Source organism: Streptomyces sp. NBC_01497 (assembly GCF_036250695.1).
In the GTDB taxonomy this organism is placed as follows: Bacteria; Actinomycetota; Actinomycetes; order Streptomycetales; family Streptomycetaceae; genus Streptomyces.
Genome location: NZ_CP109427.1, coordinates 2,101,058 through 2,124,135 on the forward strand (window position 1 = coordinate 2,101,058; position 23,078 = coordinate 2,124,135).

The window sequence follows — 23,078 nt, forward strand, 5'->3', positions numbered from 1 at the left end:
TCCCCTCACGAACCCTGCGGCTGGCGCGCGCTGTTGGTGTCGAGTCGGGGACCCTTCGACAGGAACCCCGACCAGGCCAGCGGCACCGGGACCGGGGTCACCTTCTCGTAGCCCAGCCGTATCTGCGCCTGACTCGGCTGCGGACGGCCGTCCTGGGTCTTCTGGTCGTCGCCCGCGCCGATGTCGGAACGCTGGGAGTCGCTGTCACCGTTGCTCTGCACCGCGTACCTGAGGCCGGTGTCGGTGACGAGGAACATCGAGCCGCCCGCCTTCGACTGGCTGCCCTGCGTCTCGTTGTAGAGCAGGCCGCTGCCCGGTGTCACATAGGTGCTGGTGCCGCCGTCGTCGGTGATCTGCGCGGGGTACGAGGTGCCCGCCCACGTCGACAGGGTGGTGCTGCCCGAGCTGCCGGTCGCGCGCAGGACACTGCACACGGTGTCGCGGGCGCCGGTGCCCCGCACCGCGTTGACCTGCCGTGCCCGCTCCTTGGGCCAGTGGTTCTCCTCGCCGAAGAACGTGGACTCGGGGCTGATGGATCCGAGGTCCACGCTCGTCGTCTCGCCGTGCATGGCGAGGGGGTGGCTGCCCGGGGAGTTGACGAGGAGCCAGGCGGTGAAGTCGCTGACAGGTGCGACCTTGCCGGGCAGGACGACGTACTGCTGCGGTCCCGCGCCGGTCTGAGCGCTGAGTACCATGCCGACCCGGTCCTGCTGGGGTGTCAGGCCACCGCCCAGGTGCGCGTCGGAGCCGACCGTGCCCGGGAGCACCGGGAAGTCGACGGGCGTCCCGGTGTGCAGGGTGGCGAGCCAGTCGTCCGTGACGGGCTCCGGATCGCGGTTCGCGCCGATGAGCGCCCGGGTGAGGTCGTCGTCCTGCTGCCCCTTCAGCGGGTACTTGGTGCCGTCGGCGGCGACGAGGTAACGGGAGCCGTCCTGCCCCTTCACGTAGAGGGCCTGCCCGCCGGTCAGCCGGTCCGGGCCCTCGGTGCGGTGGAAGTCGCGCTGCGCGAGGACGAAGGCGGCCTTCTGCACGCTGCCGCTGCTGCCGGGCTGCTCGCACACGGCCCACCGCTTGGGCGCGCCCGCCTCGCTGTCGCTGGGCAGCCGGTCCGGGGCGTACGGGATGCCGAGCATCGCGCCCCGCGGCGGCTTGCCCGCGTCGAGGATCTTGTCGTCGACCTGGATGACGGAGAACTGGTCGGGAGCCAGCAGCAGCCGGGCCGAGGCCAGGTTGAGCACGGGGTGGAGCAGCGTCTGCTTGCTCTTGCCCGTGCCGGTGCTCAGCACCACGTACCGGGTCGTCGACTGCTTGCCGACGATGACGCTGGCGTCCGCCTTGTCCCAGCCCTTGGGCGCGGTCGGCTTGAACATGCCGAGCGCGCCGAACCCGGCGAGGACGAGCGCCCCCATGACCAGGCTCGGCAGCACCGCGCGCATGGGCCGGGGCGCGCCCTCCTCGGTCCCCGTGGGCGAGGGTTGCAGGAATGAGGCCACTGTGCGCTTCTTCGCGAAGGTGTACGCGTTGAGCTCGTCCCGCCGTGATGCCATGAGTCCCCATCGGTGAAAGAAGTCACGGTACGGCCCCCGTGGCGGAGCGGCCGGCGCGTGTCCCCCGTGCCCCGCCCGGTGTCGGACCGGCCCCCGATAGTACCCAGTTGCGGCAACCCGTCCGTAGGGGGCGGCGTCGGTGGGGACGCCTCGTGTGCGCCCGGGCCCGTCGCGTCGGTCCGTAACGGCCCGCGCGCGGGGGGACGGTCCGCGCCAGGGCCCCTACGATGCCTGTTGGCCGGTGACGGCGCCGGGCCCGATAGGGTGATCCGGCCGTCAAGGCCCGGCCGCAGCAGGCCGATCGGGACGATTCGGGGGATTCACCATCATGGCTTCCGCAACACAGTTGCCGCCTGCCACGGCGGCGCTGCCCGCTCCGCCCGCTCCCGCGCCCACGCGGCCCGCCGCGCGGCCCGGACACTTCGGCCCGCTGCGGATGCAGCAGATCGTCCTGTTCGAACTGGCCGCCGCCGTCATGCTGGTGGGCTGGGTCATCAGCACTCTGATGCTGCTGCCTGCCGGTGTGGTCGCGGCGCTCCTGGTGCTGCTCGCGGTGGTGCGCAGGCACCGCCGGTCACTGCCCGAGTGGCTGAGCACGGCCATGGCCCTGCGTGCCCGTACCCGCAGGGCGGCGTCGCTGACCATCCCGCAGGACACGGAGCCGGGCCTCGCGCCCGCCGTGGAGTGCGATCCGGCCCTGCGCACCTGCTCGTTCAGCGACCGGGACCGGCGACCCGTCGGGATGATCGGCGACGGGACGTTCCTGACGGCCGTGGTGCAGATCGAGTCGGACGGTACGGCGCTGCGCGCGGGCCGCGGGGTGCGCCCGCTGCCGATCACGCTGCTGCGTGACGTACTGGACTTCGACGGGATCCGGCTGGAGTCGGCGCAGGTCGTGCAGCACACGCAGCCGGCGCCCGCGCCGCACCTGCCGCAGCAGTCGATGGCCGCCCGCAACTACGGGCCGCTCCAGGCGCAGACGGGCTCGCCGGCCCTGCGGATCACCTGGATCGCGCTGAAGCTCGACCCGGAACTGTGCCCGGAGGCGGTGGCCGCGCGCGGCGGCGGCCTGGTGGGCGCCCAGAAGTGCGTGGTGCGCGCGGCGGACCAACTGGCGAGCCGACTGGCGGGCGCCGGGTTCCTGGCGACGGTGCTGACGGAGGAGGAACTGACGGCCGCCGTCGCCACCTCGACCTGTGCGAGCCCGCTGGCCATCGCCCAGGCGGGCAGGTCCGGTGCCCAGAGCAGGCGCACCGAGGAGACATCCCGTACCTGGCGCTGCGACGACCGCAGGCACACGACGTACTGGGTCGGCCGCTGGCCCGAGATCGGCGAGGGCGGTGCGTCCATGCCGCATCTGGTGGCGCTGCTGACCTCCGTGCCCGCGCTCGCCACGACGTTCAGTCTCTGCCTGGGCCGCGGCGAACGCCAGGGCGTCACGCTCACGGGCCATGTTCGCATCACCGGTCGCAGCGACGAGGAACTGGTGGCCGCGCGGCACGAACTGGAACGCACGGCACGCGGCGTGCGCACCTCACTGGTGCGACTCGACCGGGAACAGGTCCCCGGCATGCTCGCCACGCTTCCGCTGGGAGGTACGCGCTGATGTCCGTACCCACTCCGCCCGCGAACCCGGGGCAGCCGGGGCCGTACGCCGGGCAGCCGGGAGCGACCGGCCCGTACAAGTCCGTGGCCGGGTCGGCCCAGGCACCGGCCGACCCGCCGCGGCAGCCGGAGGTGCTGGGGCGCCCGGTCCCGCCCGCCGGCGCCCAGGGAACGCAGCCGGTGCCGCAGGCCGGGGTGCCGGGCCAGTACGCGTCGGCCGCCCGGGGCCGGCCGGCCCGGACGGGTGCCGGCCGCTCCCGCGCCGGCGCGCGGGCCGCGACAGGCGGCAGGCCGCGGACCGGCTTCGGGCTGATCGGACCGCGCAGGGAGCGCCACGCGCTCTCACTCGACCAGCTTCAGTCGCTCGCGCTGCCCGTCGGTGACGACGGCGTGGTCATCGGCATCGACGCGAACGGCTCACCGGCGGTCCTCGGCATCAACCGGGCGACGCCGTACGACGTGACACTCATCGGCGGCCTGTGGACGGCTCAGGTACTGGCCCTGCGGGCCGCCGCCACCGGTGCCCGGGTCGCCGTGGAGACGGGCCGCACCCAGGTGTGGACCGCGCTCGCGCAGGCGGCGGGCGGCGGCCAGCCGTGCATCACGCTGCACGACGTGGGGCGGATCCCGCCACAGGGCGCCTCGGCGGGCAGCCCCGTCGTCGTCGTGCGGGACTGCGGTATGCGGCCCCCGCGCGGCCGTGTCGTCTCGGGGCCCTGGCAGTCGGTCATCACCCTGCTGCCGTACCTGAGTCCGGTCGCGCCGCGCCTGATGCGAAGGTCGGGGCTCGTCGGGGTGCAGCGGGTGTCGCCGGACGAGGGCGCCCGGATCAGCCGGATCATGGGGCTGCCGCAGGCGGAGACGACGGCGCTGACGACACTGGCCGACGGGGTCACGCTCTGGTGCACCGAGCGGGACCGGCAGTTCGTGATGACGCAGGCGACGGACGCGGAGACCGGACTGCTGGGCACGGCCCGCCGGATGGACTGACGGCCGGGGCCGGGCCGCTGACGGCCGGGGGCCGGGCCACCGCCGCGTGGACTGACGGCTCAAGGACGCGGCCGTTCTGTGTCCGGATCGCTGGGCCGCTGTGGCGGTCTGCCGTTGTCGCGCTGTCGCGCGAGCTCGCCGGAACACCCCTCCATCGAGGGACCGGCCCAGCCGGCTACCTCCCTGTCCCGGAGCCCGGCTCGGTCCGTGTGCCTTTTCTGTGGAGCCTTTTCTGTGGAACTCTCCCGCGCGAAATGTCCCGTGCGGGGCTTCTGTCTGCCCGTCCGGGCCCTGATCGAAGCGACCGATATACGGATTTGACCCCCTCCCGTTCTCACCCGCCGCAGCAGGGTGTCCACTTGGGCGCACACCGTGACGTAACGGGTCGGGGGTCGGGCGGAGGACTGCCCTGCCACATGTGGGCCCACGAAGATTAGGGTGGGTGGGGGCGCGACGGGATCCTGCGGGCAGGCCGGTCGCGCCACCGGGGGGGGAGAGCCGGGCGAACCGGACACAGGCCAGGACATCCGTCGCCCCGACCCATGACGGCACAAGGGTGCTCGACCACACCAGGAGGCAAAGTGAACGGCGATCGGGACGAGTTCCGCGGCGGCTGGAGCGTGCCGCCCGCGGACGATCAGTCCGACGCGGAGCCCGAGCTGACGGGTGAGTTCACCATCGACTACACCCCGCCGGCCTGGTACACGCAGAGTGCGTCGGGGGACGCGCCGGGCGGTGGCGCGCCCGCGCCCGTCGCCGGGCCGGGTACCGCCCCGGGTGCCGACCCCACTCCCCCGCCGCCGTCCGGCACGCCGGTCGCCGTGCCGGGGCTGCCGGCGGGAAGCGGCTTCGAGCCGGGCGGCGCAGCGCCGCTGCCCGCCGACTGGTCGGCCGCGCCCGGTCCTGAGCACCCCGGTGCCGCCCCCGCGCCGGCGGCGCCCCCTGCCGCACCGCCCGCCGCACCTCCCGGTACGCCTGCCCAGGGCGTGCCGGCACCGTTCGGCGGCGGAGAGGTGGAGAGCGGCGCCACCATGCGCTTCTCCCCTGCCGCGTTGAAGCGGGAACTGGCCGAGCAGCAGGCCGCGACGGACGGTTCACCGGCCGACGGCGACGCGGCCGGCCCCGCCGCGCCGGCGAACGGAACCGGCGAGCAGGCCGTCCCCCACAGCCCCGGCGGCTCCGACCACCCCGAGGGCCCCGCTCCTGACGCGGCGGCGGACGGCCCGGCGGCGACGGCCGGCTCCGGCGGCGACTCCGGCCCGGGAACGGGCTCCGGTGAGCCCTTCGCGCCCGCCACACCCGTCACGGGCGTGGGCACGGACGCCGGCTCCGGACAGATCCCGACGGCTCCGGACGCGGGCGCCGCGCCCGGCGTACCCGCCGAACCGTACGCCCAGGGACCGGGAACCCAGGCCGCGCCCGCCGACGAGCCTCGTGACACCCCACCCGCCGCGTACCCGGTCGCGCCGCCCGCCGATCCGTGGGCCCCTCGGCCCGCCGCACCCCCGGCCACGCAGGGCGGCGCCCTGCCGCCGCTGCCGCCCGCCTTCCAGCCCGCCGCACCGGCCGCCGCTCCCGCGTGGCCCGCGGGCCCGTCGGCACCGGAGGGTCCCGGTCAGCCGCCCGTACCGGCCGCCCCGCAGGCACCCGCCCCGCAGGCGCCGTGGCAGCCACCGCAGGGCGGCGGGTACGGGTACCCCGTGCCGGGCGCTCCCGCGAACGTGCCCCAGCAGCCGGGCGGTTACGGCTTCCCGCAGCCGACCGGACCCGGGGGTCCCCCGGCGCCCGGCGGGTACGGCTTCCCCCAGCCAGGACAGCCCGGCGCACCGGGCATGCCGGGGGCGCCCGTACCGCCGCCACCGGCCGTCCAGCAGGCCGGGCCCCAGCAGCCGGCCGCCCAGCCGATGCCGCCCCAGCAGCAGCCGGGGTACCCGCAGGGCGCCGGCGCGCAGGGGCCGCCGCCGGCCGACCCGCGCGCCGGGGCCGGCTGGCCGTCGCCCGTGGCACACGACCACCGGGAGCGTTCGGTGCCGGGCGCGCCGCTCGGGTACACGGCTGCCGTCGAGTTGTCGTCCGACCGGCTGCTGCGCAACAGCAAGCAGAAGCCCAAGAGCAACCGCAACCCGGCGGCGTCCCGGTTCAAGCTCGGCGGCAAGGCCTCCGAGGCCGACCGGATGCGCAAGCTCGAACTGATCAGGACGCCCGTCCTGTCCTGCTACCGGATCGCCGTCATCAGCCTCAAGGGCGGTGTGGGCAAGACGACGACCACCACCGCGCTCGGCTCCACCCTGGCCACCGAGCGGCAGGACAAGATCCTGGCGATCGACGCCAACCCCGACGCCGGCACCCTCGGCCGCCGGGTGCGGCGTGAGACGGGGGCCACGATCCGCGACCTGGTCCAGGCGATCCCGTACCTGAACAGCTACATGGACATCCGGCGGTTCACCTCGCAGGCCCCCTCCGGCCTGGAGATCATCGCCAACGACGTGGACCCGGCCGTCTCCACCACCTTCAACGACGAGGACTACCGGCGGGCGATCGACGTCCTGGGCAAGCAGTACCCGATCATCCTCACGGACTCGGGCACGGGCCTGCTGTACAGCGCGATGCGCGGGGTGCTCGACCTCGCCGACCAGTTGATCATCGTCTCCACGCCGTCCGTCGACGGCGCCAGCAGCGCGTCCACGACGCTCGACTGGCTGTCCGCGCACGGGTACGCGGATCTGGTGCAGCGCTCTCTCACGGTGATCTCCGGAGTGCGCGAGACCGGCAAGATGATCAAGGTCGAGGACATCGTGCAGCACTTCGAGACGCGCTGCCGGGGCGTCGTCGTCGTCCCGTTCGACGAACACCTCGCGGCGGGCGCCGAAGTGGACCTCGACATGATGCGCCCGAAGACACGCGAGGCGTACTTCAACCTCTCGGCTCTCGTCGCGGAGGACTTCCTGCGCGCCCAGCAGCAGCAGGGGCTCTGGATGGCGGAGGGCAACAACCCGCCGCCGCAACTGGCGCCGCCGCTGCCTGGCCAGGTCGCGCCCGGCCAGCCGATGCCCGGTCAGCAGCAGGCACCGGGCGGGACGTACGCCCCGGGAGCCGGCGCTCCGCCGCAGTACGGCGGGCCGCAGCAGGCACCGGGGCAGTTCCCGCCGGGCGGCCACGCGCCGGGCCAGGTCTCGGCGTACGGCGCCCCGTACGGGCAGGTGCCCTACGGCTATCCCCCGCAGCCCCAGCCCCAGCCCCAGCAGGGCGCTCCGGTCCAGCAGCCCGGCTGGGGACCGCCGCCGGGGTTCCCGGCGCAGCAGGGCGCACCGGCCGGGCCCCCGCCGGCGGGGCAGGAGGGCGGGCCCGCGCAGCCGGGCGGGCCCGACCAGGACGGCACCGTACCGCCGCCCGGATGGCCCGCTCAGCAGCCCCCGCAGCCGCCCGCCCGCTAGCCGCCCGACCCGCCGGAGCCGTCAGGAACCAAGGGCCCGCACCGTCTTCACGGTGCGGGCCCTCGGCGTGTTCCCACCGACCCACCGGCCGCACCGCGTCACCGGTCGTTGACGTTGCGTCATCACGCTGATACACCTCCCCTCACCGACCGACGGGGCCGAGCGCCCCGCCGCACTCCTGCTGCCCCCACACCGAGCGAGTGATGACGCGAGGTCACCGGCCATGGCTCGACCTGTTCTCCCGCACCGCGCGCGGCCGGCCCTGCCGCGCCCGCGGACCCGTGTGCCGACGGCCGCCCTGCTCGCCGCCACACTCGTGACGGCCGCGGGGGTCCTCGCGTACGGCCCGCTCCCCTCGAGGCCGCAGCGTGCCCACGCGGCCGAGATCGCGGGGCACCGGGGCGCCGCGTCCGGTGGGCAGGCGCCGCGGGGCGGCAAGAAGGTCCTGACCGTCGCGGTCCGGCAGAGCGTCGACTCGCTGAGCCCGTTCCTCGCGCAGTCGCTCGTGTCGAGCACCATCCACCGGCTGGCGTACGAGTACCTGACGAACTACGACCCGAAGGACGGGCACGCCGTTCCGGGCTTCGCCACCGCCTGGAAGTCGTCCCCTGACAAGCTCACCTGGACGTACACAATCCGGCGGAACTCGATGTGGTCGGACGGTGTCCGGGCCACGGCCGAGGACGCGGCGTGGACCTTCCGCAAGATGATGACCGACCCCGACGCGGCGACGGCCAACGGCAGCTTCACCGCCGGGTTCGCGAAGGTCACCGCGCCCGATCCGACGACCCTGGTCGTCCGGCTGAAGGAGCCGCAGGCGAACATGACGGCGCTGGACGTGCCGATCGTGCCGGAGCACGTCTGGGACAAGGTCAAGGACTTCGCGGCCTTCAACAACGACACGACGTTCCCCATCGTCGGCAACGGGCCGTTCGTCGTGACGGACTACAAGGTCGACCAGTACGTGAAGCTCAAGCCGAACAGGACGTTCTGGCGGGGCGCGCCGAAGTTCGACGAGCTGGACCTGAAGTACTACAAGGACGGCGACGCCGCCGTGGCCGCGCTCCGCAAGGGTGAGGTCTCGTTCGTCTCCAATCTGACCCCGGCGCAGACCTCGGCCCTCGAACACGCCAAGGACATCAAGGTCAACGACGCGCCGGGGAACCGTTTCTACGCCCTCGCCACCAACCCCGGCGCGCGCGCCAGGAACGGACAAAGGCTCGGCGACGGCAACCCGGCGCTGCTCGACCCGGCCGTGCGCAGGGCGCTGTTCGCGTCCGTGGACACGGGACGGCTTGTGAGGAGCGTGTTCGAGGGCCACGCCGCCGCCGGCAGCGGCTACCTGCCACCGCGCTTCGGCTCGTACTTCTGGCAGCCGTCGGCGCGGCAGCGCGTCGCCTACGACCCGGCGCGGGCCGCGGCGGACCTGGAGCGGGCCGGGTACAGGACCGACCGCCACGGGCGGCGGCTCGGCAAGGACGGCCGGCCGCTGGACTTCCGCATCCTGTGCCACGCCACCGACCCCAACGACAAGGCCGTCAGCCAGTACCTCCAGGAGTGGTGGGCGAAACTCGGGATCGGGCTGAAGGTCGAGTGCCTGGACAACGTCGGGGACCCGTGGCTGGCCGGCGACTACGACCTCGCGTTCGACGGCTGGTCCGTCAGTCCCGACCCGGACTACGTGCTGTCCATCCACACCTGTGGCGCGCTGCCCGCGACGCGGAACGCGAGCGGCGCCACCGACGACTTCATCTGTGACAGGTCCTACGACCGGCTGTACGCGCGCCAGTCCACCGAGTACGACCCGGCGGCACGGGCGACGCTGGTCAAGCGGATGGAGTCGCGGCTCTACGACACCGGATACATGAACGTGATGGCCTATCCGAACGCCATGGAGGCGTACAGGACCGACCAGATCGCGTCGATCGAGACGATGCCTTCGAAGGCGGGCAACATCTGGGGCCAGGACGGCTACTGGAGCTGGTGGTCCGCGGCGCCCGCCGCCGGTGCGGGCAGGACCGGCGGCTCCTCCGTGTCCCGCGACGTGGCCCTCGGCCTCGCGGCCGCCGCACTGGTGGCGGCGGGCCTCGTCGTGCTGTACGTGCTGCGCCGCCGGGCGACCGCCGACGATCGGGAGTAGCGATGACCGCAGCGAGCACTCCGCAGTCCGTGCCCGGCGACGGCGACCCCCCGGTGCCGCTGTCCCCGCCCCTCGCCCCCGGCGTCCCGCGCGGTGGCCGGAGGGCCGCCGTCACCGGCTACCTGCGGTACGTCGCGGGCCGGGCGGCCGGGGCCGCCGTCTCGCTGTTCGCCGTCCTCGTCACGAGCTTCTTCCTCTTCCGCGTGCTGTCCCGCGACCCGGTCAGGGCGATGACGCACGGCGCGCCGATGAGCGCCGAGCAGCAGCGGACGCTGCGCCGGCAGTTCGGTCTCGACCTGCCGCTGTGGCGCCAGTTCACCGGCTACTGCGGCTCGGCGCTCAGGGGCGACCTCGGGACCTCGTACCAGTTCCACGCGCCCGTCGGGGAGCTGATCCGGCAGAAGCTGCCCGCGACGCTGCTGCTGACCGGCACGGCGGTGGTGCTGTACTCGGCACTCGGGCTGTGGCTCGGGACGCGCGCCGCCTGGCGCAGCGGCCGGCGTGCCGACCGGGTGAACACGGGTGTCGCGCTGACGCTCTGGTCGGTGCCGTCGTTCTGGCTGGGGCTGCTGCTGATCATCGTGTTCGGGGTGGGGCTCGGGCCGGTGCCGGGGCTGTTCCCGACCGGCGGAATGTCCTCGGGCGACACCGCGGGCCTCGCGTACGTGCTGGACGTGGCGCACCACATGGTGCTGCCGGTGGTGACCCTCGTGGCCGTGGGATACGCGCAGACGCTGCTGGTGATGCGGTCCTCGCTGCTCGACGAGATGGGCGGCGACTACCTGACGACGGCGCGCGCGAAGGGCCTGCGGGACGCGGTCGTGCGGCGGCGGCACGCGGTGCCCAACGCGCTGCTGCCGACGGTCACGATGGTCTTCATCAACCTGGGGTTCGTGGCGGCCGGTTCGATCCTGACGGAGACGGTGTTCTCCTGGCCGGGCCTCGGCCAGTTGTTCTACCAGGCGCTGAGCGTGCCCGACCTGCCGCTCGTGCAGGGCCTGTTCGTGGTGTTCGCGGGGGCGATGATCCTGATGAACCTGCTCGCCGACCTGATCTATCCGCTGCTCGATCCCCGGGTGGGCCGATGACTCTCGCCGACGCCGAAGCGCGGGAACCCGCGGAGCTGCCGCCGCCGCGCACCCGGTCCGCCGCCGCGCTCGCGCGGCAGCGGCGGCGCGCCGCCCTCGCACGTTTCTGGCACGGCTACCGGGCGCACCGCGCCGGACTGTGCGGGCTGATCGCCCTGACGGTGATCGGGCTGGTCGCGGTGGCCGCCCCGCTGCTCGTCGGTGACCACGTGCGCAGCGTGACGGCGGCCACCGGTGCGCCGCTCGCCGCGCCGAGCGGGCGCTATCCGCTCGGCACCGACCAGTTCGGCCGCTCCCTGCTGGGCCTGCTGGTGTGGGGCACCCGGGTGTCCCTGACCGTCGGGCTGCTCGCCGCCGCGCTGTCCGTGGCGATCGGGACCCTCGTCGGCGTGACGTCCGGGCACTTCGGCGGTGCGCTCGCGACGGTCGTCATGCGGATCACGGACTGGTTCCTGGTGATGCCGACGCTGGTCCTCGCGATCGTGCTGGCGACGGTGATGTCCCGCTCGGTGTGGACGGTCATCATCGCGATCGGGGTGACGAGCTGGCCCACGACGGCCAGGCTGGTGCGCGCGCAGACCATCGCCGTCGAGTCCCGCCCGTACATCGAGCGGGCCAGGGCCCTCGGCGGCGGCCACCGGCACGTGATGACCCGGCACGTCCTGCCGAACGTCATGCCGCTGGTGCTCGCGCAGACCACGCTCGGCATCTCCACCGCCATCCTCACCGAGGCCACGCTCGCCTTCCTCGGCCTCGGCGACCCGACCGTCGTCTCCTGGGGCGGGATGCTCCAGGACGCACGGGAAGCGGGGGCCGTGTCGTCCGGCCACTGGTGGTACCTGGCGCCGCCGGGCATCGCGATCGCCCTGGTGGCGCTCGCGTTCACGCTGTGCGGGCGCGCCGTCGAGGCCGTACTGAACCCGAGGCTGGGAGCGGGCCGATGAGCACCACGCAGGTGGTCCCCGACGCGGCGGGCAGCGGCACGGGACCGCTGCTGGAGGTCGAGAACCTCTCGGTCGCCTACGGTACGGGCGCCACGGCCGTGCCCGCCGTACGAGGCGTCGACCTGACGCTGGCGGTCGGCGGCACGCTCGGCCTCGCGGGCGAGTCCGGGTGCGGCAAGTCGACGCTGGCGCTGGCGCTGCTGCGGCTGCTGCCGCCCGGGGCACGGCTGTCCGGGCGGGTCCTGCTGGAGGGCGAGGACGTGCTCGCCATGCGGTGGGGCCGGCTGCGCGCGGTGCGGTGGGCGGGCGCGTCGATCGTGTTCCAGGGCGCGATGCACTCGCTGAACGCCGTCCACCGCATCGGTGACCAGATCGCGGAGCCGCTGCTCGTGCACCGGCGGGCCACCCCGGGCGCCGCCCGGCACCGGGCCGGTGCGCTGCTGGAGCAGGTCGGCCTGCCACCGGCGCGGGCGAGCGCCTATCCGCACGAACTCTCCGGCGGCCAGCGCCAGCGGGTGATGATCGCGATGGCGCTGGCCTGCGAGCCGCGCCTCGTCGTCGCGGACGAGCCGACGACGGCGCTCGACGTGATGATCCAGGCGCAGATCCTGCGGCTGATCGAGGGCCTGGTCGCGGACCAGGGCATCGGCCTGCTGATGATCAGCCACGACCTGGCCGTCCTCGCGGAGACCTGCGAGCGGCTGGCGGTGATGTACGCGGGCCGCATCGTGGAGGAGGGCCCCGCGCGCGCCGTGTACGACGCGGCGGCGCACCCCTACGGGCGCGCGCTGTCCTCGGCGTTCCCGCGCGTCGGCGACCCGGCGTCGCGCCGCGCGCCGCGCGGTCTGCCGGGCGATCCGCCGGACCCCGCCGCGCTGCCCTCCGGCTGCGCGTTCCATCCGCGCTGCCCGGTGGCGCTGCCCGCCTGCGCGCACGACGACCAGCCGCTGCGGCCCGCCGGCGAGGGCCGCCTGGCCGCCTGCGTACGAGTGGGAGAGTGAGCGATGGCCACGGCACCGGTGATGAAGGAAGCGCCCCGGACACGGGCGCTGCTGTCCGCGGACGCGCTCTCGGTCACCTTCCCCGGCCGGCGCGGGGGCCCGCCCGCGCGGGCCGTCGACGGCGTCGACCTGGACATCGGGGCCGGCGAGATCGTGGCGCTCGTCGGCGAGTCGGGCTGCGGCAAGACCACGCTCGCGCGCGCTCTGCTGGGCCTCGTCCCCCCGACAGCGGGCCGCGTGGTCTTCGCCGGGGAACCGCTCGGTTACGGGGCGCGCGCCCTCAAGGCGTACCGCAAGCGGGTGCAGTTGGTCCTCCAGGACCCGAGCGGCTCCCTCAACCCCCGCCACACCGTGTACGACGCGGTGGCGGAGGGACTGCGGATCCACGGGTGCGCCGGGGACGAGCGTGCTGCGGTGGCGCAGGCCCTGGCGCGGGCCGGGCTCCGGCCACCGGAACGCTTCTTCCTGCGCTACCCCCACGAACTGTCCGGCGGCCAGCGCCAGCGCGTGGTCATCGCGGGCGCGCTGGTGCTGCGGCCCGAACTCCTCGTCGCGGACGAGCCCGTGGCCTCCCTCGACGCGTCCGTACGCGGCGAGATCCTGGCGCTGCTGCTGACACTGCGGGCCGAACTGGGCCTGTCCGCGCTGGTGGTGACGCACGACCTGGGCCTCGCCTGGAACATCGCCGACCGGGTCGCGGTGATGTACCTGGGCCGCGTCGTGGAGAACGGCCCGGTCGAGGACGTACTGTCGGCGCCGCGCCACCCCTACACGCGGGCGCTCCTGTCGGTCCTGCCGGAGTCCCCGGCCGAACCGGTCGTCCTGACGGGCGAGCCACCGGACCCGACCCGGGTCCCCGGCGGCTGCCGCTTCCACGCCCGCTGCCAGATCCTCGCGTCGGGCGAAGCGGCCCGCGCGGGCGTTGCAGACGCCTGCCGGACGCGAGACCTGCCGACCCTGCCGGGCACGGGGGCGCATGCGGCGGCCTGCCACTGGAGTCCGTAGGCACCCGGGACCTCTTGGCCACGGATTCACCGGGGTGGCCGGCTTCTCCCCCGGACCTGCGTCCGTGGCCTACGGATGGTCCAGGGCGCGGCGGGCCGAGATCTCGGCGGGCGGTACCCGCACGAACGCCGCCGCCAGCAGCAGACCCAGGAACCATGCGAGGAGCGGCGCGAGGAACGGCATGAGCAGCAGGGCCGGGAGCCGGCCGGCCATGGCCCGGCCGGGAGCTGCGCCCTGCGCCGCGGCGGAGCGCGTACGAGCCCCCGCGGCGGCGGGCGGCGCGGCCAGCGCCTCGCGCACCTGCCGGCGCGCCCTGGTCCAGCCCCATACCCCGCCCACCAGGCACAGCGCGCAGTACGCGATGTCGAGAACGGCGCGCAAGGCGCCGGGCACAGGGGACACCAGGTGGAAGAAGCCATAGACGACGAGTGCGAAGACGGCTCCGATGACGACGATCGAGAAGAAGCTGACGGCAACGCGTCGCAGCCAGTACCCGAAGCCCCGCCGGTACCAGGTGGTACCGACCACCGGCAGCCTCGCCGGCGTGGGCGCCTCAGAAGAGACCCGAGAAACCATTCCATGCCTTCTTCGCAGCGTGGCCGACGTCCTTGGCGAGATTCACGTCGGATTGCCAGGACTTCGATCCGGCGTCGCCCAGCCCGTGCAGGACGCCGCCGACCACACCGTGGTCGTGGATGTCCTCGCTCCAGTGCTCGTGCAGGGCAGAGTCGATGTAGTTGGTCGCGCCGATGACCACCGCGCCGCCGACGCCCGCGACGACACCGATCGGCACGGTGATCTCGGAGGTCGCCGCGAGCGCGACGCCCCCGGCCACCGCCGCCGTGCCGACGGCCAGGCCACCCAGCGACGCTCCCTCGTCCACGACCACGGAGTGCGTCCAGGACCAGCCCTTGTCGTGGTCGTCCTTGGCCTCCAGCAGTCCGACCGCGCCGGCTGCCGCGATGTCCACGAGCGGCACCTCCTTCAGGAAGTCGGGGAGTTTCTCGACCCCCTCCCCTGCCTTCAGCACTTTTGCCGCGTCGACGACCTTCGTGTTGAGCGCGTGGTCGTAGGGGAGGGCCGAACTGCCGTGCTCGCCGCGGGCGATGTCCGTCTCCAGGCCGTCGAGCTTCGCGAGGGCGTCCCGGTAGGCGCCCTTCGCGGGCAGGTCCTTGGGGAGGGCCTTCCCCGCCTTCTGGTAAGCCTTGCGTTCGACGCGCAGCGCCTTCTTCGCCTGATCGGCCTCGTGCTTCGCGTCGTCGAGTTTCGTGGCGGCGTCGTGACCCTTGACCCTCGTGCGTTCCGAGTCGTAGGCGTACAGCGCGCGCAGGTAGTCCGCGATGGTGAGGTCCTCGCCCTGCGTGGCGGAGTGCCCCCCGTCCGCGCCGGTCGCCTCGCCGTACAGCGTCGTCAGGGCATCCGCGGCGTCGAGGCGGGCCTGCTGGGCCTCGTGCAGCGCGGTCGCGCGGACCCCGGCGTAGTCGTCGAGCGCCTTGATGGCCTTCGACTCCTCGGGGTTCGGCGGGTTGTTGGTCATCAGCTCGCCGGGAGCACCGGCGGGGCCCATCGGGACTCCCGCCTGTACGGCGACGTCCTCGGCGTTCTGCAGGCCCGTCTCGGCCGTGGAGAGCCGGGTCGACAGGTCCGTGAGCACCTTGCCGACGGCGCCGACGAGTTCGGCGAGCGCGCCGGCCGCCATGGAGTCCGCCGTCCACGCCTCGCGGAACGACTCGGCCGCCTCGCCCTGCCACCCCGCGTCGTCCACCAGCTTGTCGGCCTGGCCGCCGAGGGGTTTCACCACGCCTTCAAGCGACTTCTTGGCGCCCGTGTACGCGGTCCCCATGGCGCCGAGGCCCGCTATGTCGCCGCCCACCCAGCTGTCGCTCACGTCGTCAGGTCCTCGAAGACGCCGTGCACGTCGACGTCGTGGCGGTGGTAGGAGTCGCGGGCGTACGCCAACTTGTCGCCGTGGTCCGCGATACGGTCCGTCAGCTTGTCGTGCAGGCCCGCGATCAGGTCGGACATGGCCTTGATCGTGCTGTCGAGGCCGCTGTCGCCCGAGCCCGCCACGGTGGGCTTCACCGACTGGTGCAGAGCGCCGTACGCCGTGGCCTGCTTATGGAACGTGCCGGCCATGGCATCGAGGTCGCCGAGCACGACCTGGTAGTCAGGATGCGCCATCTAGTCCTGTTCCTCTCCCCCGTAGGTGTCGATCAGGTCCTGTGCACGCCAGGTGCGGGCCTCGGCACGAACGGCCGGGTCCAGGCGCAGCGCAGGAAGTCCCGCGTCCCGCATGGCCTCCGCGTACGGGCCGAGAGTGACCGCGATCCACGGCTGGGCGTCGCCGAGCGCCGCCACGAGCCCCGCCAAGGTGGTGAAGGCGACCGGGACCGGCGGTCCGGCGGCGCATGCGAGCAACTCGAAGTCGACGACCGGCGGGCCGTCCCGTCCGGGACGCGGGTGCGCGGGCACGAACACGCGGGTGGCGTACGGCGGAACACCCTCCCGGGCACGGTCCGGTGCGTCGGTGAGGGCGACATCGAGGATGCGCGACGCCGCGCGCTCCGGCACAGCCGGCTGGGACACGGCGCCTCCCCCTCGTTGGCTTGTCCGGGACTCACCGTAGAGGGGTCGGCTGGAGGCCAGAAGAGGCCACAGGGGCCGAAAACTGATGAATCAGGCGGCCGCGCCACCATCCGTGCCAAGACTTGCCCGGTGGATGGCGGGCCATTTACCAGCCAATGACCCGTCAATGACCGAAAACGCGGGCGGCACGGACGCATCGGGAGCGCGCCCGCCGGCTTCCCGGCCCGGCGTGGCGCACGGCCGCGGAACGGGCGGAGTCAGCCCCGCGTGCCCCCGTGCTCCGCGTCGTACGCCGCGATCAGGGCGCTGCAGCGCTTGACGTCGCCCCCCATCGCTTCGAGGAGCGCCTCGATCGACTCGAACTTCTCCTGGCCCCGGACGTACGCGAGGAAGTCGACCGCGACGTGCAGCCCGTACAGGTCGAGGCCGACCCGGTCGATGGCGTACGCCTCGACGGTCCGGTCCACGCCCTCGAACTGCGGGTTGGTGCCCACGGAGATCGCCGCGGGCATCCGCTCGCCGGACGCGGTCAGCCAGCCCGCGTACACCCCGTCCGCGGGGATCGCGGAGTGCGGCAGCGTCGCGACGTTGGCCGTCGGGTAGCCCAGCTCCCGGCCGCGCTGTGCGCCGCGCACCACCACGCCCTCGACTCGGTGCGGCCGGCCCAGGATCTCGCCCGCGCCCCGGACGTCGCCCTCGGCGACCAGGCCCCGGGTCAGGGTGGAGGAGAAGGGGCGTCCGCCGCCGGCCTCGCCGGTCACCCGCAGGTCGATGACGTCGACTTCGTAGTCGTAGGTGGCGCCGTGCTCGGCGAGCACGTCCACGTTCCCCGCGGCGCGGTGGCCGAAGCGGAAGTTCGGCCCCTCGACGACCGCGCGGGCGTGGAGCTTGTCGACCAGGACCTTGACGATGAAGTCCGCCGGGGACAGTTTCGAGAACTCCAGGGTGAACGGCAGGATCAGCACCGCGTCCACACCGAGATCCGCCATCAGTTCCGCGCGGCGGTGCTGCGGGGCGAGCAGCGGCGGGTGGCTGCCGGGCCGGACCACTTCGCTCGGGTGCGGGTCGAAGGTCACGACGACGGACGGCACACCCAGCTCGCGGGCCCGCTCGACGGCCCGGCCGATGATCAGCTGGTGGCCGCGGTGCACGCCGTCGTAGGAGCCGATGGTGACGACGCTGCGCCCCCAGTCCTGGGGGATGTCCTCCAAGCCACGCCAGCGCTGCACTGAGACCGCTCCTCGCCCGAAACTGTGTCTGGTCTTCTTTTGACTAAGCAACCCCAAGACTGCCATGTCCCGGTCCAGGGGGCCGAACGCGCCCCCGAGTGCTCTCGTCATCACTCCACGCGCCCCCGCCGAGCGGGTGAGAAACCCGCGCCCGGCGGACAGATCTCCCCCCGGGGGGGAGAAGTCGTGCGGCGGGCAGGCGTGCCTGCCCGCCCACGGCATCCGGCACGCCGGAGCGCGGCCCCGGCACGGGACGCGCCTCGCCGGGCCGGGCCCGGTCTTCCTCGTCAGCCGAAGACGGCGAGGCTCTTGGCCTTGCCCTTCTGCTCCTCCACGAGCGCCAGGAAGCGCCCGTCGGGGCCGAACACGGCGACCGGTGACGCCGCGTAGGCCGGCATGTCCAGGCGGACGCCGTTCAGCAGCAGCTCGGCGCGCCGCTGGTCGACCTCCCAGCGGGCGAACGCGGACCCTGCCGCCTCCGCCACCGGCATCACGGTCAGCTCCTGCTGGAGCTGGTCGAGCGTCTTCGCCCCGTCGATGCCGTACGGGCCGACCCTCGTCCTGCGCAGGGCCGTCAGGTGCCCTCCGACGCCGAGCCCGTCACCGAGGTCGCGCGCGAGCGCCCTGATGTAGGTGCCGGACGAGCAGACGACGGAGACGACCAGGTCGAGAACGGGCGTGCCGTCCTCGGCGACCGCCGCGCGCACGTCGTAGACCTGGAAGGAGGACACCGTCACCGGGCGCGCCGGGATCTCGAACTCCTCCCCGCCGCGGACGCGGGCGTAGGACCGCTTCCCGTCGATCTTGATGGCGCTGACCTTCGACGGGACCTGCATGATCGCGCCGGTCAGCCGCGCCACCCCCGCGTCGACCGCTTCCCTGCGGACGGCCGAGGCGTCGGCGGACGAGATGATCTCGCCCTCGGCGTCGTCCGTGACGGTGGCCTGGCCGAGCCTGATCGTGCCGAGGTACTCCTTCTCGGTCAGCGCGAGGTGGCCGAGGAGCTTGGTGGCCCGCTCCACGCCGAGGACGAGGACGCCCGTGGCCATGGGGTCGAGGGTGCCGGCGTGGCCGACGCGGCGGGTCCTCGCGATCCCGCGCATCTTGGCGACGACGTCGTGCGAGGTGAAGCCCGACGGCTTGTCGACGATGACAAGGCCGTCGGGCGTCCGGTTCTGCTGTGTCATTCGGCGGCGGCACCGCCCGCCGCGTCACCGTCGGAGCCGCGCGCGGGGGCGTCGGGCCCCTGGGCCGCGTCGTTCTCGCCGGCCGCGTCGTCGGCCTCGTCCTCTTCGCCGGGCTTGCGGTACGGGTCGGCCTCACCGGCGTACGTCTTGCCGGTCGACACCTCCCGGACCTCGGCGTCCAACGCACGTGCCTTGTCGAGCAGGCCCTCGATGGCGCGGGCGTTGTCCGGCAGGGCGTCCGGCACGAAGGCCAGCGTCGGGGTGAACCTGACACCGGTCTGGCGGCCCACCTCGGAGCGCAGGACTCCCTTGGCGCTCTCCAGGGCCGCGGCCGAGGCCGCCCGCTCCTCGTCGTCGCCGTAGACCGTGTAGAAGACCGTGGCCTCCCGCAGGTCGCCGGTCACCCGGGCGTCCGTGATGGTCACGAAGCCGAGCCGCGGGTCCTTGATACGCCGGTCCAGGGTCTCCGCGACCACGACCTGGATGCGATCGGCCAGCTTGCGGGCCCGCGCGTTGTCGGTCACCGGTGGTCACTCTCTTCTTCTCGGTTGAACGGTGTCTTGGGGGTGGGGCGCGCCCTGCCCCCTGTGTCCGGCTCCCCCGGGCCGGACGGCAGGTGCCGCGGACGGCGCGATCGCTCGCCGCGCTCAGTCGTCGTCACCGTGCAGCCGCCGCCGCACGGACAGCAACTCCACCTCCGGGTGGCCCGCCACCATGCGTTCGCAGCGGTCCAGTACGTCCGTGAGATGGGCCCAGTCCCCCGAGACGACCGCCAGACCGATCTCGGCCCTGCGGTGGAGGTTCTGGACGCCCGTCTCCGCGACGCTCACCGCGAACTTGCGGTGCAGCTCCGCGACGATCGGACGGACGACGGAGCGTTTCTCCTTCAACGACCGTACGTCGCCGAGCAGGAGGTCGAAGGACAGTGTCCCCACATACATGCGCGTCCGGATGTCCCGCCGGTCCGGGTTCGTCAGTGCCTTGTCGCCGTGCCGTCCACCGTGTCGAGTGTCGCCTCGACCGCCGTGTCCGGGCAAGGACAGGAGGATCACGTGAACCGTACACGCAGCGGCCGGGGCCGCTCGACGGATATTTCGTCCGCCGGACGGCCCCGGACTTTCAACGCTGCGGGAACCTCGCGTCAGCCGCGGGGCTTCTCGCGCATCTCGTACGTGGCAACGACGTCGTCGATCTTGATGTCGTTGAAGTTTCCGAGGTTGATACCACCCTCGAAGCCTTCGCGGATCTCGGTGACGTCGTCCTTGAAGCGGCGCAGACCCTCGATGTTGAGGTTCTCCGCGATGACCTTGCCGTCGCGGATGACCCTCGCCTTGGTGTTGCGCCTGACCTCGCCGGACCGGATGAGGACACCGGCGATGTTGCCCAGCTTGGACGAGCGGAAGATCTCGCGGATCTCCGCCGTACCGAGCTCGACCTCTTCGTACTCCGGCTTGAGCATGCCCTTGAGGGCGGACTCGATCTCCTCGATCGCCTGGTAGATGACCGAGTAGTACCGGACATCCACACCTTCGCGCTCGGCCATCTGCGCGGCACGCCCTGCGGCGCGCACGTTGAAGCCGATCACGATGGCGTCCGAGCCCATCGCCAGGGAGATGTCGGACTCCGTGACCGCACCGACGCCGCGGTGCAGGACCCGGATGTCGACCTCTTCGCCGACGTCGAGCTGGAGCAGCGAGGACTCGAGAGCCTCGACCGAACCGGACGCGTCGCCCTTGATGATGAGGTTGAGTTCCTGCACGAGGCCGGCCTTGAGCGCCTCGTCCAGGTTCTCCAGGGAGAACCGGACACCCCTGCGGGCGAAGTTCGCGTTCCGCTCGCGGGCCGCGCGCTTCTCGGCGATCTGGCGTGCCGTGCGGTCCTCGTCGACAACCAGGAAGTTGTCGCCGGCACCCGGCACGTTGGTCAGACCGAGCACCAGGACCGGTGTCGACGGGGGCGCCTCTTCGACGTTGTTGCCGTTGTCGTCGAGCATCGCCCGGACCCGGCCGTACGCGTCACCGGCGACCATCGTGTCGCCGACGCGCAGCGTGCCGCGCTGGACGAGCACGGTGGCGACGGCGCCGCGGCCACGGTCGAGGTGGGCCTCGATCGCGATGCCCTGCGCGTCCTGCTCCGGGTTGGCCCGCAGGTCGAGCGAGGCGTCCGCGGTCAGGACCACGGCCTCCAGCAGGCTGTCGATGTTCAGACCCTGCTTGGCGGAGATGTCGACGAACATGGTGTCGCCGCCGTACTCCTCGGCCACCAGACCGAACTCGGTGAGCTGACCGCGCACCTTCGTCGGGTCGGCGCCTTCGACGTCGATCTTGTTGACCGCGACCACGATCGGCACCTCGGCCGCCTTGGCGTGGTTCAGCGCCTCGATCGTCTGAGGCATCACACCGTCGTTGGCCGCGACCACCAGGATCGCGATGTCGGTGGACTTCGCACCACGGGCACGCATGGCGGTGAACGCCTCGTGGCCCGGGGTGTCGATGAAGGTGATCTTGCGCTCTTCACCGTTGACGTCCGTCGTGACCTGGTACGCGCCGATGTGCTGCGTGATACCGCCGGCCTCGCCCGCGACCACGTTGGTCTTGCGGATCGTGTCCAGCAGCCGGGTCTTGCCGTGGTCGACGTGACCCATGACGGTGACCACCGGCGGACGGGAGACCAGCGACTCGTCGTCGCCCTCGTCCTCGCCGAACTCGATGTCGAAGGACTCGAGAAGCTCTCGGTCCTCCTCCTCCGGGCTGACGATCTCCAGCACGTAGTTCATCTCGTCGGCGAGCAGCTGCAGCGTCTCGTCGGAGACCGACTGGGTCGCCGTGACCATCTCGCCGAGGTTCATCATCACCGCGACGAGCGACGCCGGGTTGGCGTTGATCTTCTCGGCGAAGTCGGTGAGGGACGCACCGCGCGACAGGCGGACACTCTGCCCGTTGCCGCGAGGCAGCATCACACCGCCGACCGACGGGGCCTGCATGGCCTCGTACTCCTGGCGCCTCTGCCGCTTCGACTTGCGGCCACGACGCGCGGGACCGCCGGGGCGGCCGAACGCGCCCTGTGTGCCACCGCGGCCACCGGGGCCACCGGGACGGCCACCGAAGCCGGGACGGCCACCGCCGCCACCGAAGCCGCCGCCACCCGGACGACCGGGAGCGCCGCCGCCACCGCCGGGGCGACCGGCGAAGCCGCCGCCACCGCCGCCGGGACGACCCGCGAAGCCGGGACGACCGCCGCCGCCACCGCCGCCACCGGGGCGACCGCCGCCACCGGGACCACGGCCACCGCCGGGGCCACCGCCAGGACCGCCGCCGGGACGCGGACCCGCGGCCGGGCGCTGCGGCATCATGCCGGGGTTCGGACGGTTACCGCCGGGGCCGCCGCCGGGGCGGGGCGCCTGCGGACGGGGCATGCCACCGGGTGAGGGCCTGCCGCCCTGGCCACCGGGGGCCTGGGGACGGGCGCCGCCACCCTGGCCCGCGCCCTGCGGACGGGGCCCACCGGGGGCACCGGCACCGCCGGGACGCGGCGCGCCACCGGGACGGGGCGCCTGCGGGCGCGCCATGCCGGTGGAACCGCCGGAGGTGAACGGGTTGTTGCCGGGACGCGGGCCCGCGGGACGGGCACCCGGACGGGCACCGCCCTGACCGGGACGCGCACCGCCGGCGGGGCGTCCGCCCTGACGCTGGTCGCGGTCGCCGCCACCCTGTCGCTGCTCCCCCTGCCCGCCGGGGCGGGTGGAGGGACGCGGACTCGGGGCGCCGGGCCGGGGGCCCGCCGCGGGTGGCGTCGGAGGCGCCGTGAACTCGGGCGCCGCCGGTGCGGCCGGTGCCGGCTTGGGACCCGGACGCGGACCGGGCGCCGGGGGGCGCGGGGTCTGGCTCGGGGCCGCGGGGCCGGCAGCCGCCGCGGGGGTGCTGCTCTCGGGGGTGCTGCTCTCGGGGGTCTCGGCGACAGCCGGCTTGGGAGCCGGGACGCCGGGCTTCGGGGCAGCGGGACGTGCAGCCTGCGCCGGGGACGGCGCGGCGGGCTTTCCGGGCGCGGCCTTACGGGGCGCGCCGGGCTTGGCGGCGGACTTGCCGTTGCCATTGCCGGACGGGCCCTGCAGCGCGTCGGTCAGCTTGCGTACAACGGGCGCCTCGATCGTCGACGACGCCGAACGGACGAATTCACCGAGTTCCTGGAGCTTGGCCATGACGACCTTGCTCTCCACACCGAACTCCTTGGCGAGTTCGTATACCCGGACCTTAGCCACTTCGCTCCTCTGAGGTCCGGGTTACCGCCGGACCGTCGCTACTTCATGGGCGTACTCATCGCGT

The 23,078-nt window shown here is 73.5% G+C and carries 18 protein-coding genes; 8 read left to right on the top strand and 10 right to left on the bottom strand.

Annotated elements, in window-relative coordinates:
* Positions 1-5: 5 nt before the first annotated feature.
* The gene (eccB, locus tag OG310_RS08845) at positions 6-1,547 is read right to left on the bottom strand and encodes a type VII secretion protein EccB (protein ID WP_329455331.1); all 1,542 of its coding nucleotides are present in this window, start codon (positions 1,545-1,547) and stop codon (positions 6-8) included.
* Positions 1,548-1,875: 328 nt separating this feature from the next.
* Here eccB and eccE point away from each other — a divergent pair, with 328 nt between their 5' ends.
* From eccE to OG310_RS08885, 8 genes are all read left to right on the top strand, one after another.
* On the top strand, positions 1,876-3,153 hold the full coding sequence (gene eccE / locus OG310_RS08850) for a type VII secretion protein EccE (RefSeq protein WP_329455332.1): 1,278 nt from the start codon (positions 1,876-1,878) through the stop codon (positions 3,151-3,153).
* A gap of 308 nt (positions 3,154-3,461) precedes the next feature.
* Entirely contained in the window at positions 3,462-4,142 is a 681-nt protein-coding gene (locus tag OG310_RS08855; protein ID WP_329460085.1) for a hypothetical protein, read from the top strand.
* A gap of 581 nt (positions 4,143-4,723) precedes the next feature.
* Positions 4,724-7,576: an SCO5717 family growth-regulating ATPase gene (locus tag OG310_RS08860; protein ID WP_329455333.1), complete on the top strand. Its 2,853-nt coding sequence runs from the start codon at positions 4,724-4,726 to the stop codon at positions 7,574-7,576.
* A 223-nt stretch (positions 7,577-7,799) separates the two neighbouring features.
* Entirely contained in the window at positions 7,800-9,716 is a 1,917-nt protein-coding gene (locus OG310_RS08865) for an ABC transporter substrate-binding protein (RefSeq protein ID WP_329455334.1), read from the top strand.
* A gap of 2 nt (positions 9,717-9,718) precedes the next feature.
* Entirely contained in the window at positions 9,719-10,804 is a 1,086-nt protein-coding gene (locus tag OG310_RS08870) for an ABC transporter permease (RefSeq protein WP_329455335.1), read from the top strand.
* Positions 10,801-11,748: an ABC transporter permease gene (locus OG310_RS08875; protein ID WP_329455336.1), complete on the top strand. Its 948-nt coding sequence runs from the start codon at positions 10,801-10,803 to the stop codon at positions 11,746-11,748. Before OG310_RS08870 ends, OG310_RS08875 begins: the two co-directional genes overlap by 4 nt.
* Positions 11,745-12,749, top strand: a complete 1,005-nt coding sequence (locus OG310_RS08880; protein WP_329455337.1) for an ABC transporter ATP-binding protein — start codon at positions 11,745-11,747, stop codon at positions 12,747-12,749. The genes OG310_RS08875 and OG310_RS08880 overlap by 4 nt, the downstream gene beginning before the upstream one ends.
* Before the next feature lie 3 nt (positions 12,750-12,752).
* Positions 12,753-13,754, top strand: a complete 1,002-nt coding sequence (locus tag OG310_RS08885) for an ABC transporter ATP-binding protein (RefSeq protein ID WP_329455338.1) — start codon at positions 12,753-12,755, stop codon at positions 13,752-13,754.
* A 69-nt stretch (positions 13,755-13,823) separates the two neighbouring features.
* Here OG310_RS08885 and OG310_RS08890 read toward each other — a convergent pair whose 3' ends face one another.
* From OG310_RS08890 to infB, 9 genes are all read right to left on the bottom strand, one after another.
* Entirely contained in the window at positions 13,824-14,282 is a 459-nt protein-coding gene (locus tag OG310_RS08890) for a hypothetical protein (RefSeq protein ID WP_329455339.1), read from the bottom strand.
* A gap of 25 nt (positions 14,283-14,307) precedes the next feature.
* Entirely contained in the window at positions 14,308-15,642 is a 1,335-nt protein-coding gene (locus OG310_RS08895; protein WP_329455340.1) for a WXG100 family type VII secretion target, read from the bottom strand.
* The gene (locus OG310_RS08900) at positions 15,639-15,935 is read right to left on the bottom strand and encodes a DUF6317 family protein (RefSeq protein WP_329455341.1); all 297 of its coding nucleotides are present in this window, start codon (positions 15,933-15,935) and stop codon (positions 15,639-15,641) included. Before OG310_RS08900 ends, OG310_RS08895 begins: the two co-directional genes overlap by 4 nt.
* A complete protein-coding gene (locus OG310_RS08905) occupies positions 15,936-16,340 on the bottom strand; it encodes an SAV_915 family protein (RefSeq protein ID WP_329455342.1) in 405 nt (134 codons plus the stop codon).
* 257 nt (positions 16,341-16,597) lie between these two features.
* Positions 16,598-17,569 carry a bifunctional riboflavin kinase/FAD synthetase gene (locus OG310_RS08910; RefSeq protein ID WP_329455343.1) on the bottom strand — a complete coding sequence of 324 codons (972 nt, stop codon included), beginning with the start codon at positions 17,567-17,569 and terminating at the stop codon, positions 16,598-16,600.
* Between the two features lie 287 nt (positions 17,570-17,856).
* Positions 17,857-18,756, bottom strand: a complete 900-nt coding sequence (gene truB / locus OG310_RS08915; protein WP_329455344.1) for a tRNA pseudouridine(55) synthase TruB — start codon at positions 18,754-18,756, stop codon at positions 17,857-17,859.
* Positions 18,753-19,280 carry a 30S ribosome-binding factor RbfA gene (gene rbfA, locus OG310_RS08920; protein ID WP_329455345.1) on the bottom strand — a complete coding sequence of 176 codons (528 nt, stop codon included), beginning with the start codon at positions 19,278-19,280 and terminating at the stop codon, positions 18,753-18,755. The genes truB and rbfA overlap by 4 nt, the downstream gene beginning before the upstream one ends.
* 123 nt (positions 19,281-19,403) lie before the next feature.
* Positions 19,404-19,697, bottom strand: a complete 294-nt coding sequence (locus OG310_RS08925) for a DUF503 domain-containing protein (RefSeq protein WP_329455346.1) — start codon at positions 19,695-19,697, stop codon at positions 19,404-19,406.
* A 200-nt stretch (positions 19,698-19,897) separates the two neighbouring features.
* Entirely contained in the window at positions 19,898-23,014 is a 3,117-nt protein-coding gene (gene infB / locus OG310_RS08930) for a translation initiation factor IF-2 (protein ID WP_329455347.1), read from the bottom strand.
* Positions 23,015-23,078 lie beyond the last annotated feature (64 nt).

Excerpts from the sequence above, each read along its gene's own strand:
- OG310_RS08885 (WP_329455338.1), top strand. The coding sequence starts at position 12,753 with ATGGCCACGGCACCGGTGATGAAGGAAGCGCCCCGGACACGGGCGCTG.
- eccE (WP_329455332.1), top strand. The coding sequence starts at position 1,876 with ATGGCTTCCGCAACACAGTTGCCGCCTGCCACGGCGGCGCTGCCCGCT.
- OG310_RS08870 (WP_329455335.1), top strand. The coding sequence starts at position 9,719 with ATGACCGCAGCGAGCACTCCGCAGTCCGTGCCCGGCGACGGCGACCCC.
- OG310_RS08875 (WP_329455336.1), top strand. The coding sequence starts at position 10,801 with ATGACTCTCGCCGACGCCGAAGCGCGGGAACCCGCGGAGCTGCCGCCG.
- OG310_RS08900 (WP_329455341.1), bottom strand. The coding sequence starts at position 15,935 with ATGGCGCATCCTGACTACCAGGTCGTGCTCGGCGACCTCGATGCCATG.
- eccB (WP_329455331.1), bottom strand. The coding sequence starts at position 1,547 with ATGGCATCACGGCGGGACGAGCTCAACGCGTACACCTTCGCGAAGAAG.
- OG310_RS08925 (WP_329455346.1), bottom strand. The coding sequence starts at position 19,697 with ATGTATGTGGGGACACTGTCCTTCGACCTCCTGCTCGGCGACGTACGG.
- OG310_RS08865 (WP_329455334.1), top strand. The coding sequence starts at position 7,800 with ATGGCTCGACCTGTTCTCCCGCACCGCGCGCGGCCGGCCCTGCCGCGC.
- truB (WP_329455344.1), bottom strand. The coding sequence starts at position 18,756 with ATGACACAGCAGAACCGGACGCCCGACGGCCTTGTCATCGTCGACAAG.
- OG310_RS08880 (WP_329455337.1), top strand. The coding sequence starts at position 11,745 with ATGAGCACCACGCAGGTGGTCCCCGACGCGGCGGGCAGCGGCACGGGA.